Raw genomic sequence first — 12,444 nt, 5'->3', positions numbered from 1 at the left:
GCAGTGTAGAGCAGACAGACCCCAATGGCGAAGTTTTCCGCAGCGACGGCAGCCTGATCATGGGCTATTCGGATGATGCCTGCCAAGCGCGCTTTACTCCTGGCCAAATAGCCGCTATGCGGGCCAACCTCTTTGACGAAAAGCCAGAGTGGATTTCCCAATCGAGCCCACAGCAAGAGGTAGCCAATGCAGCGCCAGAACTGCTCGCCCCTATTGATGGCGACATAACGCCTGTAGAAGAGACCGTACTTGCATGGGAGGCTGTCGCGAACGCCACTCACTATGTAGTGGAGGTCAGCCCCATCCCAACCTTTGGCATCCGAGACGAATATATCGCGGCTGCCAATACCCTGACCTTGACAGGGCTGGCCGAAGAACGGACCTATTATTGGCGTGTTTCGGCCTATAACGCCTATAGCTTTTGTAGCCCGGTATCCCCCCCTCGCTCCTTTACCGCATCAAGCTTGGTCAATGCTGTTCAGCAATTGGGCCGTGCCGAGGACATCTTCCGGGTTTACCCTTCCCCTGTGCGCTCAGGAGCAGCTTTTATCATTGAGGGGCCAGCAGGCACTATGGGGCTATACCGTTCAGACGGAGCGCTGCTGCATTCTGAAAGGTTGCAGAATACACGGACAGAAGTGCCCACTAACGGCCTCCCTTCAGGTATCTATTACTTAAAAATCACAGCTGGGAATGGAACAACTGAAGTCCACGCCCTGCCAGTTATTTATTAAGCGTGCCATGTTTGCGCCCGAATAGGCGAGCAGGGGGCCTGCCCCTGCCCAACGGGCAGGTGCCGCTATGCTCCGGGGCTCGCTATCCGCTCGGCCCTATCGGGCTTACCACCCCTGCGCAGCGCTAGGCCAATGCCAGGCTAAAGCCCGAAAAGCTTAAACACCTTAGCCATTATGGCTTGCCCCACTATGGCTTTTGCATCTCTAGGGTAAAAAGATGGGGAGCACCGGGCACATGTCTGCACTGAAACAGGCCAGGCTGCACCTCCTCCATTTCAGGGAAACAATTGTAAGGGCTGAAAGGGAACTCATTGAAGTCCTTAAGCTCCAAGCCGGCAGCCATCAGTGCCCGGATGATTTCCGCAAGGCTATGGCTCCAGGTACACTCTTTTCTAAGCGTTCCTTCGCCTGTATCGGCATAGGAGCCGGACACTACTTCTTCATAGGGCTTACCAGTATTGAAATAGCTGTACCCATAGCGCCCCGTCTCAAACTCGAACATCATCATCGCAGGGTGGAACTCTGCAATGTAAAAACGACCGCCAGGCTTAAGGTGCCTGCTTACTACCTGAGCCCAAGGCATTAAATCAGGCAGCCAGGTCAAGACCCCATAGGAGGTGAATACCCAATCAAAAGTTGCAGGCAAAGACAGCGTACTGACCTCCGCTTGAATGAAATCAGCAGGCACGTTCAGCTCCGCCGACAGTGCTTTGGCTTTGCGGATCGCCTCGGCCGAAAAGTCTACGCCTGTTGCCACAGCGCCTGCTCTCGCAAACGACAGGGTATCCTGCCCAAAGTGGCACTGCAAATGGAGCAAAGACCGGCCCTCCACCCTTCCTTTGAGCGCGCCCCACTCAAGAGGCGTAAGTGAAGAGGTGCCGTTCCGGAAAGCTTCCATGTTGTACATTTCGGTATCCGGGTGAAAGGAAGCCCAGGCATCCCAAAGGGCTAAATTCGATTGAACAAATGGGTCCATCTGAAAAAGAGGTTGATTGGTTTATCCGTGCAGCGCTCAACTTGCAAGGCTGCTATGCTGTTATTGAGGATTATGGGGTTTTGGGCATACAACCCTTAGCTTTCCCATTTCGTGCTTGTTTGGAGCGGTTTTGTCAAAAAAAACCAAAGATTTATAGTTCTCGCTGAGCCACCAAATTTGAGTTCAGCAGGTTATACCCCCTCGGCCACGAGAGGTGAGCATAAATGAAAAACGAGCAAGAAAGCCCGCTTCGTAAAGTAAAGCACGCTGAACCTACTCATAGTGCCGCTTCCGGGAAATTATTTGGGAGAACGTCCTTCTTTTGCGATATTGACGCCCGCTTAAGCGTACAGGCATGCAACATTATTCATCATAAAACTACCATCATGGCCGATCAAAACCAGAACAACAATAAACTTAACATCGAATTGCCGGAAGAAGTAGCCGAAGGCGTCTACTCCAATCTTGCCATCATTTCCCACTCTAATCAAGAGTTTGTCATGGACTTTGTGCGCCTCGTGCCCAACGTACCAAAAGCTAAAGTCAAATCGCGGATCATCATTAGCCCTCAGCATGCCAAGCGGCTCATGAAAGCATTAGCAGAGAACATCCACAAATTCGAAGCCCAGCACGGGCCGATAGATGAGAGCAACAACCCACCTATGCCCCCAATGAGCTTCAATACGCCCAAAGCTCAGGCCTAAAAAACGAAGCCCTTGGGGCGTGAACCAAATTGCCGCAGGCGTTCATGAATTCCGGGCTCTAGTGCCTCAAGCCATAAATCCTTGCCACCCCAAGTTTCGTTCTTTTCCGCCTACTCTTCGTTAAAGAACCGCTCCTTTAGCTCGGGCTAAAGTCGCGAACCTTCGCCTTGATTAGCCGGAAAATAACTTCAACTTAAGTATCAGAGATTTATGGCTTAAGGCACTAACCTGGCATTGGCCTAGCGCTGCGAAGGGGTGTAAGCCCCATAGGGCCGAGCGGACAGCGAGCCCCGGAGCATAGCGGCACCTGCCCGCAGGCAGGGGCAGGCCCCTATCCTTACGGAGGGGGCAGGGCAAAAAAACGACAATCTTGTTTGCGCCCAGCTCCTGAGTATACGGTACACAGGGGCTTCGCACTGCCTTACCTGTTTAAGAGCGTGTTGGGGCTTTAGCAATCGGTCTGTCCCGCTAGACAGCGGGACAATTTTTTGATTAGAAGACCAAAATCCCAACACGCTCTAAATCCCATTCAGGAAGTCGTAGAGGTTCTCTTCTGTGGCCAGCCCAAGTTTTTTGCGCAAGCGCGAACGGCTAATGTAAAAACTAGATGGCTTGATGCCGAATATCTCAGCAATTTCTTTGGAGCTGATCCCTGCCCGCAAGAATGCGCACATGCGCAGGTCGTTACTAGATAAGTCCGGGTAGCGGGCCTTCAGCCTTTTAAAGAAAGCCTGGTGGAGCTCATCCATCTGGATTTCAAAGGTTTTGTCCTCTGCTTTGATATGAGAATCCAACAAGCGCTCCATATCCTTCCACTTCCGTTTGGCGAGGGCCGGGTTTTCCTGAGCCGCTTCGTACCCATCCTTCAGCGCAAGGAGCAACCGCTCTTTTTCTTCGTTTTCTCTAGCCTTTTTCGCCAGCTCGATGGTCTTGGTGCGCAACTGTTTCTTCAGCTCATCATACTCTTTCTGTAGGCGTTCCTGCTCCAGGCGCAAGAGCTCCTGTTCGTGAAGGTCTGCCTGTTTTTGCAGGGACTCCCGCTCTTGCTGCCGCAAGGCTTTCTCTTGTTTCTGAAGCGACCGCTTGCGCCAAAAAGCCACCCCATAAGCCAGCAGGGCGAACAGCAATACATACCCCGCATAGGCCAGCCCTGTACGGTACCAGGGCGGGCTGACCCTGAAGGTCATTGAAGCAGCAGGGGTAAGCTGCCCGTCTTTCTGCCCCCGGACGAAAAAGCGGTAAGTGCCGGGGCTTAGATCAAGCAGTTCGGCAGAAGTAGCGGCGGACCAATTGCTCCAAGCCCCTTTCCGTCCCAAACGGTACTGATACATTGCCCCATCGGTGTTTGGCATGATGAACTCCGCCCTAAAGTTGTTCAACACATAAGGCATTCCGCCTTTGCCTAAAAGCGGCCGCCGTTCATCATTATTATAGGCTTCTGCCTCCCGGAAAATAACCGGCAGAGGGGCCTGCCCACTTTTGGGCTCACCATTTGCTTGTTCTAGGGCAAAACCGTTGTACATAGGATGAAAAACATAGCCTTCCTGCAGTTTTGAAGGGCGGGAAGCGGTGCTCAGCTGCCCTAAGCTTCTATCAGCACCTGGCCCTTTATCCGCTGTTTGGAGGAAAGTGCCCTGCGAAGGATCAAAACGGTAGTAAGCTGCTGTAGTCGCCAAAACAATGGCACTGTCTATGCGCTGCAGGTCGGGGCTGTCCCCTTTAAAATCGGATTCCGGAATGATCAGCCGGTCTACAGGGGAGAGCTCTTCATCGAGCACCACCCTGACAAGGCCGAAGTTGGGGATGTTGGCCCAAAGGGTCCGTTCATCCTCCAGCACCAGCTGATTGCAAGAGCCCGAAAGAAGAGGGATTTTTTTCCAAAATTGCCACTGCCCTCCCTGTTTCCGGTAAACACCAACGCCGTTATAACTGCCCGTTAGCAACAGTTCCCTGAATTCCAAAATCGTCCAAATGCCTGCTTCCTCGCTGATTTGCTCCGCCTCATCCCCTTGGACAATAAAAAGCCCACGATCGTGCCCCATGAGCACCTCCTCTCCTACTTTTTGTATGGCCCAAACCTGCCCAGTGGTGCCAGGCACCAGCTGAAAGTCAAAAAACGGCTGACTGTTGTCCAGCCCTGCCCAGGCCGACCGGTAAAGCCCCTGATTGGTGCCCAGATAGAAATAACCGTTCTGCAGAGCAGCTGCACAGCCGGTCCCAAAATCTCCCCGGTAATCGTAGAAGGTCGTGTAAGGCTGTCGAAGGGAAAGGACAGAAAGCCCGTAGTCCAGCCCTATCCAAAGTTTGCCTAAAGGGCTGTAGTGCAGAGCCAAAACTGTATTGCCAGGCAGCCCTTTGTACCTATTGATGCGGTGGGCTACCTCCCCCTTTTCATTGCTGATGAGCACCCCCTGCAATATGGTACCGAAAGCGATTTGCCCGTTATCCAATTGCTCGGAAGTAAAAACCTGTGCCTCAGCCAGAAGGCGGGAAAGCGGGCTGCCAAGGGGGGCAAGGCGCCCGTCGGCTGAGCGGTACAAACCATGGTCACGGGTTGCCAAGAGCAGCCCCTCAGGGGTTTCGTATACGCCCCGGACTTGAAGTGCCTGCCCATTGGGATAAGAGAAGGCCAGCTCTAGGTCGAAGCCGTTAAACCGGAAAAGCCCTTTTGTTTCATCAGCAAAATAAATGGTGCTGCCCGTCTTGTAACTTCCAGTAAACCGCGTTGGCGCACTAATTTTTACCAGCTGCTGATCCTGCAGGACATACAGGTTCAGGGAAGAAGCAAACACTACTGTGCTGTCGAGCAAATGTACCTGCCAAAACTCCTCACTGACCTCCTGTGCCACCTCCTTGTATGGGTAAAGGGAGGTATAGGTAAAGCCAAACTGTTTGTTGCGCTCCCAAAAGCCAAAATCAAGGTCGGAGCCTGTGTAGAACATAGAATCGTTGGCCACTACTATGGAGCGGGTAAAGCCCTCGCTGCCTTTGAAGGCCCGCCAGTTCTGGCCATCATATTCTACTACACCGCCATCCGTGGCCATGTAGGCCATGCCGTTGGGGGCACTATCTATCGACCATATTTTGCCCCTCTGCTGGTACTCAGCAGGTGTAAAATTGCGGAGCGGAGGCATGCCTTTTACAGGGGCCTGCTCTGCCAGAGCAACCTGACAAAACCCGAATGTACTCCATAGCAAAAAAGAAAGGGGCCTCAGCAAGCTACGCATAGTTATGGCGGAAATAGGTTTTTAGGGAATCCTCCTTTACAGACAAGGAATTATGGTAAAGGTTCAGCTGTCTTTTGCCTCAAAAACAAAAGGGTAAAGCCTTGGGCTTTTTGAATGTCCGGCTACCAACCGTGTGCTTTGCCCAAAGCTATACCCTTTTCAGAATTAGGCCTGCTGTGGCCAAGCTTCGCTGCTACTGTACGATGAGCCGTTGTACTTGCTCTGAGCCGTCCTTAAGGCGGGCCTTCAGCAGATAAACCCCACGCTGGCTAAGCTGGGCAGTATTCACCGTAGCCGTGCCTTGTGCAGAAAGCACCAATCGCCCTGACAAGTCGAACACCTCATACCCCACAGGCTGCTCGCTCAGCTGAACGGCCTCGCCCAAACGTACTGGATTGGGGAATGCTCGAACGCCTTTCGCTTCAAGGCCCTCATCCAAGGTGCTTGAGCCAAGGTCGTTATAGAAATAAACATTGTCAACGTATACCGTGGCAGCACCAGTTGGCTGGGCTACCAGGATGTACTGTGCGATATTCGAACGGCTGGTCATACCGGCAAAGTCATCGAGCGGGATATCGATGCCTATCCATTCGCCCTGGCCTGGCATTTCAAAGTTGATTTGATCCTCGGTATCATCACCGCCATCAAAAGCGCCGTCCGCGCCAAAATCAACGAGCTTCACGCCAAAGAAAGTAAAATCTGGCGACCATACGTCGAGGTGGATGTGGGTCATGCCCGTAGCATCTACCTGATTCGCCACCGTCTCTATGCCTACGAAATCCAGGCCAGAGTACTTCTTAGTAGGGTTGCCCTCAATTTCAATGTCCTCCAAGGTAGCTGCCGACCAGTCGGTACGCCAAGTATCCACGGGGACATCCGTGTAGGTGTCGCTGAACAAGGAAATAACATTGGCAGCATCTTCCATTGGGTCTGGAGCTGCGGTCATCGGCTCAGCAGGGCCGGTGTTCTCTCCGTTGTAGAAGTACATATTATCTACCCAGACTGTAGCTGCTCCCGAAGGCTGTGCCACCAGGATATACTGTGCAATATTGGCACGGCTGGTCATCCCGACAAAGTCATCGAGCGGAATGTCGATACCTAGCCACTGCCCTTGAGCGGGGGATGCAAAATCAACCTGATGTTCGGTGTCATCACCTCCACCAAAGGCGCCATCTGCTCCGAAGTCTACAAGCTTCACACTAAAAGAGGTAAAGCCCGCGGACCATACATCGAGGTGGATGTGGGTCATGCCCGTAGCATCTACCTGATTCGCCACCGTCTCTATGCCTACGAAATCTAGGCTCGAGTACTTCTTAGTGGGGTTGCCTTGGATTTCGACATCTTCCAACACGGCGGCAGACCAGTCTGTACGCCAAGTGTCGACCGGTACATCCGTATACACATCGCTGAAAAGGGAGATGACGTCTGCTTCGTCCTGTGTTGGAGCAGGTGCTGCCACCATAGGCTCAGTAGAAGGATTGCCGCCACCGCCTTCGCCAAAAGTGATGTTGTCAAAGTAGACGACGTTGTCCTGTGTACGCCCATCAAGGTCAAAATCTGGGAAAATGATGATGCGGTCGAGCATGCCCTCGCTTTCAGGTGGGTTGATAAAGCTGGAAAAGTCGAAAGTCAGCTCTTCCCATTGGTTGACCACGGTGTTGGCCACTTTGATTTCGCCCTGCGACCAGCCGGTTGGGGTGTCAAACTTAATGCCGACATCACTGATGACGGATTTCCAGACCATGATGGTCACCGTGCGGTTGTCCTCGTTCCATTCAAAAGCGCCCAAGTCGACCGTCTGTTGAGACTCTACGCCGGCGAAAGGCTGTCCAGCCTGCAGGGCGGTAAACTGCGCGACCGTAGCTGAAGTGTTAGCCCCGGTAGGATCTGGGTTGGCAATAACCTCGAGCGGAGGGTTGGCATCATTTTCAAAAACATTCCAGGTCCAGTCCGCACCTGGCTCTCCTGGTTCAAATGTGATAGGCCCGTTTTGGGCATAGCTCGCAAATGCGCTGAGCAAGAGGAGCATGAAAGTAAACTTTTTCATAATTTATAATTATTGTTGTGTTTTAAAAAGCTCGCCCGCTACCTGACCGATCTGGCCGGGTTGGGCTGAGGTGAAATCAAATGCTGAACAGCCGGTTTTGGGGTACGGTCGATATAGAACAGGCCCCAATGCTTTTCTGGCTCAAGGGGCTCAGCGGAGCCCTTCCAGTCCTCATCAAAGGCTTCGAAAAAGAAAGTAAAAATATTTTCCTGCTCTACCCATGCCATAAGCTGCTCGAAGTAAATTTTTTGGTAAGCCTCACTGACATTTTCGGGGTTGATCCCGCGCCCATTGGCTTTGGTTGCCCATCCTGCTTCTGTGATGACCACCGGCTTATCTGGGAATTTGCCTGCTACAGCATAATAGTTCTCCTTGGTATAGTCTAGCGCTTCATTGATGTGCTTGTACTCCCACACCGGGTAGGTGTGGATAGAGATGAAGTCTACGACAGCAGCCAGTTTATCCAGCTTGATGAGCCAGGGCACATAGTTTTCACAGAAGGTGACCGGTTGTTTGGCGCCTGCTTTGACCTGCTCGGCATACCCCGCTACCCGGTGCTGAGGCACATAGTGGTCGGTCCAGTCGACACAAGCTTCATTGCCAACGGAGAGCGAGAAAATGAGATCTGGATAGCGGTTGGCCCAAGCGATAAGGCGCTCTATTTTGGCCTGATTTCCTTCCTTGTTGGCCTCCAGCTTTTCCTCGGAATAGACGCCCCCGCCCCAAGGGCAGTTGAAGTTGTTCATTTCGGCTTCGATGTAAGCGCTCTGCATCACTTGGAAATCAAGCCCTTCCTCTGCAATGACCTTGAGTACCGTCTCTGCGTGCGCATCACAATCGAACAGGCGCAGGTATTTCCAGTGCCCCTGCAGCAGCAATAAGTCCTCTCTGACCTCTTCATAGCTTGGGTACTGCCCGCCAGGGTGCTGCCCCTGACGAAACCCGGAATAACAGATGGCTCTGCCTTTCGGCAAGCCGAGTTGTTCGTAAGCGTCCATATCAGAATTTTAATTGTCCTGCTTTGTCCCAAAGCCCCCAATACGCCCCGACTTCTCCCTCTGCGCTTACCTTCCAAGACTCGTCGAAAGAAGAGAAGTAAAAAGTTTCCACGTTCTCATCCATTGCCCAGAGCTGAGTATTGATAAAGTACTTCATGGCATTCGAGTGAGAAGGCACAGCACTGCCAGTTGCTTCCCCCTGACTCGGCCAGCCGGTCTCGGTGATGATTACCCGCTTGCCGCCACCGGCCTGCCGGGCCTGATGGTACATATGCTGCATGTGGACCAATGCATGGTCAAAGCCTGTGCCTTCCCAATATGGGTAGCAGTTGGCGAGGATAACGTCACATGCGGCTGTAATAGCTGGCCGGATGGAAAATTCGTAGTAAGCGTCCACATACCCTACAGGCACATTGGGCAACGCTGCTTTTACCGTTTGGATGTGCTGCAGCAGCTCTTCCTCCTCCAAGTCTTTTCGGTACAGCACCTCATTGCCCACAGCCGCAATATCCACCAGCCCATCTTGGGCCATTTGGATCAGGGCTGCAATCTCCTGTTCATTTTTGTCGCGGTCGTGGCCCAGCCAAGCCCCTACCAAAGTTTTCATGCCCATATCACGGGCTACCTTTGGGATAAGCTCATTCCCCTCTATACAGGAAAAAGAGCGTACCCACTGAGTGTAGGGCCTGATGATCTCCATACGCCTTCGGATCTGAGCCTCCGGGATGATATCGCCAGGTTGCTGCCCTTCTTCATACAAACTGAAGCACAGCCCGTGTATCCCATTCTGCAAAATTTCCATGAAGAGGTTGTGCAGGTCTTCCCCGTTTTCTCCATAAGAATACAGCAGGGCGTTGTGCTCCGAAAGCCGGCTCAGCTGTTCCGCCGTCAGTTCTCGTTCTTTTCGGTATGACATAGGCTTCAAGAATTTTGTACCACATCAACAGCGGTAAATTTGAGGTTCTCGTTTACATCCCAGATGCCCCAAGAGGTGCCTGCCCAGCCCTCTGCGTGGATTTTCCAGGACTCATCAAAGGAAGAAAAATGGAAACAGCCTGTGTTCTGCTGAGCAGCCCACATCTGAGATTCCAGGAAGTAGCGGATGTAGTTGGCTTCGGAAGGCTCTGCCGCGCCAACAGGCGGGCCCATACTTGGCCAGCCGGTTTCAGCTACCAACACCGTTTTCCCGCCCGCCACAGCTGTGACCATACGGTACATTTCCTGTAGATGCAAACTCGCAGTGCCAATATCCGCCCCTTCCCAAAACGGGTAACAATTGATTGGGAGGACATCGCAGGCGGCAGTAAGTGCAGGCCGGTTAACAAATTCGTAGTATGCGTCGACGTAGGCAACAGGTACTTGCCCGGCCTGGGCTTTTACCCTGCTGATGTAACCGCAGATCGCTTCTTCAGAAAGCTCGCCACGGTACAACACCTCGTTGCCTACCGCAGCAAGGTCCACATGCCCCTGCTCCAACAGTGCGGCGAGGGATTCCAATTCTTTTTCATTCTGCTGCAGATCATTGCTGATCCAGGCACCTACCATGGTTTTCAATCCTAGCTCTTTAGCAATACTTGGTATTAGCTCATGCCCATTGGTACAGGAGAAGGTGCGCACCCAGCTTGTATATGGCCGGACCACCTCGAGCCTCCGGCGGATCTGTTCCTCCGTGATTTGGTCTCTAGGGTTTTGCCCTTCTGTATAAGCACTGAAAGCGATACCGTGCATACCGCGGCCCAACTGTTCCTTGAAAGCTTGGCGCAGCCCTGTCTTATCCATTGCGGCAAAGTCTGCAGCTGTATGATAAAAATGAGGGTACTTTTGTAAAATCTCCTGACGGGAAAGACCGGCAATGCTAAGCTCAACACCTGCCTGTCCAGATGGCTTTTGTGCCTTTCGCCGGGCAAGCTCTGCCTGAATCTCCTGCGCGCGGGCTTCGTCCAGATCGTAATTGCGCATGACAAACATAGCGATCAGGGTACCCAGCATTGGTACGCCCGAGAAGAAAAGCCGAAGGCCAGTGACCGCACCGTCCGGCTGAGTAGCAGCGTTGGGGTCCAGCCCTACATAGGATATGATCAGGCCGCTCAGGCCGCCAGCTATGGCAAACCCGAATTTGACCATCCACCAGTATATGGCCCCAAAAATCCCCTCCCTACGCTTGCCCGTATTGAGCTCGTCCAAGTCGCAAACGTCTGCTGTCATAGACATCATCAGGGTAAACAGGCTGCCGATGCCAAATGAGAAAAATGGAAGGGCAAATATGAACATATATGGCTTGCCCGGGATGAACAGGAACCAAAGCAGCACGTAGCCGAATACAGAGATGCCCTGTGATACGAGGAAGGCCCGTTTTTTGCCCATTTTGCGAGACATCCAAGCTACAATAGGAATGACGAGGAAGGTTGTTACCAAAGCACCGAGGCTGCCGAACAAGGTTGGCCAGATGCCTGCCGCAGCGGCATCCCCATTGAAAAGGTGGTAGACCACAATGAAAAACGAAAAGGCTGCAACGGTATTGAAAGCATTGAAAATCAAAAAGGTGGAAATACAAAGTTTCCGGAAAGGGACAGATTCGAAGGCTTGTTTAAAGCCATCAACAATCTGCATCAGGCTGCCGCCTATAGTTTTGATGGTCAGCGGGGCTAGGCTTTCGTCCTCTTTTGTCGATTCGCTCTTGATGAAAATGGCAGGTATCATCGCTAAAACTGCACAACTCACCCCAACCCAAACAGCGAGGGAGCGAGTAGCCGTATCCGCGTTCGGGAACCATTCGGGGTCGTACATGATGACCCAAAACCATGGGGCAATGACCCAGGCCCACTGCCCGATCCACTGTGCAGTGGCCATAATGTTGGTCCGCTCGTGAAAGTCATCGCTCATTTCATAGCCCATTGCTACGTAAGGCACACTAAAAATGGTTAGGCCAAGATAGAAGACAAAGGACCAAAGCATGAAGTAATAAAAGTTGTACTCCACTCCGTCTTCCCGGTAAAGCTGCCACATCGTCACGAAAGCGATCCCCATGATGATGGCCCCAAGAAAAACGTACTGCCTGCGGCGGCCCCACTTGGAACGGGTGTTATCAGAGATAAAACCCATGATCGGGTCGGTAATAGAGTCAAAAATCCTCGGGAAGAAGTAAATCGCGCTCCACATCCAGCCTGGGAAACCAAGGTCCTGAACCAATACGACCATAAATATGCCTAGTGCTGCCGGGAACATTTGGTTGGCTAGCATGCCGAGCCCGAACGCCACTTTCTGGCCGAAGGGGACTTTGCTGGTGGTACTACTCGCTGACATAATTGCTCTTTTTGTTTAAAATTGGACGAAGCCCGGCTGTTCAAGCCTTGGGGATGATAATAGTCTGAATGGCCTGGGCCGATATCGTGACGGTGGCCATCTGGCCATTGTGGGCAAGCTCCAGGCTGCGCGCTTCGGCCCCGGGGTTGAAGAGCACGACCGCTATACTGCCATCCGGGTTCTCCACGGCCGTAGCACGCAAGCTCTCATCCTCCAGCTCCAGCCCAATGCGCACACTGCCCGGCCGGATGAACCGGCTAAAATGGGACAGGGTATAATACAAAGGCGTGAAGTACACCTCGTCCTGCTCCGGGTCCGCTATGACCGGGGCGACACACCAGTTTTTGGCCCAGTTCGGGCCGCCCTGCCGGTCTAGCACCATATTCCAGTCCACCCACCCATCTACGTGGCTGTTCAGGCAGCCTATGATGTCGCGCGCATAACGGTAGACAGGT

At 52.7% G+C, this 12,444-nt stretch carries 9 protein-coding genes; 2 read left to right on the top strand and 7 right to left on the bottom strand.

The genetic code is table 11. The annotated features are described in order from the left end of the window. Positions 1–734: T9SS type A sorting domain-containing protein (locus tag FRY97_RS20870; RefSeq protein ID WP_147169564.1), on the top strand; the 734-nt coding region annotated here is incomplete at its 5' end. A gap of 187 nt (positions 735–921) precedes the next feature. Here FRY97_RS20870 and FRY97_RS20865 read toward each other — a convergent pair. Beyond that, on the bottom strand, positions 922–1,710 hold the full coding sequence (locus tag FRY97_RS20865) for a class I SAM-dependent methyltransferase (protein WP_147169563.1): 789 nt from the start codon (positions 1,708–1,710) through the stop codon (positions 922–924). A 386-nt stretch (positions 1,711–2,096) separates the two neighbouring features. On the opposite strand from FRY97_RS20865, the gene FRY97_RS20860 reads away from it, so the two are divergent. After that, a complete protein-coding gene (locus FRY97_RS20860) occupies positions 2,097–2,414 on the top strand; it encodes a DUF3467 domain-containing protein (protein ID WP_147169562.1) in 318 nt (105 codons plus the stop codon). A 518-nt stretch (positions 2,415–2,932) separates the two neighbouring features. Here the strand turns inward: FRY97_RS20860 and FRY97_RS20855 are convergent. The 6 genes from FRY97_RS20855 to FRY97_RS20830 form a co-directional block, all read right to left on the bottom strand. Next, complete coding sequence (locus tag FRY97_RS20855) at positions 2,933–5,548, bottom strand: ligand-binding sensor domain-containing protein (RefSeq protein ID WP_147169561.1); 2,616 nt, start codon at positions 5,546–5,548, stop codon at positions 2,933–2,935. Positions 5,549–5,834: 286 nt separating this feature from the next. Beyond that, positions 5,835–7,688 carry a T9SS type A sorting domain-containing protein gene (locus tag FRY97_RS20850; RefSeq protein ID WP_147169560.1) on the bottom strand — a complete coding sequence of 618 codons (1,854 nt, stop codon included), beginning with the start codon at positions 7,686–7,688 and terminating at the stop codon, positions 5,835–5,837. Between the two features lie 38 nt (positions 7,689–7,726). Continuing rightward, a complete protein-coding gene (locus FRY97_RS20845; protein WP_147169559.1) occupies positions 7,727–8,686 on the bottom strand; it encodes a glycoside hydrolase family 2 TIM barrel-domain containing protein in 960 nt (319 codons plus the stop codon). A 1-nt stretch (position 8,687) separates the two neighbouring features. Then, positions 8,688–9,602: a glycoside hydrolase family 17 protein gene (locus tag FRY97_RS20840; RefSeq protein WP_147169558.1), complete on the bottom strand. Its 915-nt coding sequence runs from the start codon at positions 9,600–9,602 to the stop codon at positions 8,688–8,690. A gap of 5 nt (positions 9,603–9,607) precedes the next feature. Then, positions 9,608–11,989, bottom strand: coding sequence for an MFS transporter (locus FRY97_RS20835; RefSeq protein ID WP_147169557.1), 2,382 nt, complete (start codon positions 11,987–11,989; stop codon positions 9,608–9,610). A 40-nt stretch (positions 11,990–12,029) separates the two neighbouring features. Next, on the bottom strand, positions 12,030–12,444 hold a 415-nt coding region (locus FRY97_RS20830), incomplete at its 5' end, for a glycoside hydrolase family 30 beta sandwich domain-containing protein (RefSeq protein WP_170254808.1).

It is taken from the genome of Phaeodactylibacter luteus (genome assembly GCF_007993045.1).
Classification (GTDB): Bacteria; Bacteroidota; Bacteroidia; order Chitinophagales; family Saprospiraceae; genus Phaeodactylibacter; species Phaeodactylibacter luteus.
This window is presented reverse-complemented; position numbering and strand designations above follow the sequence as displayed.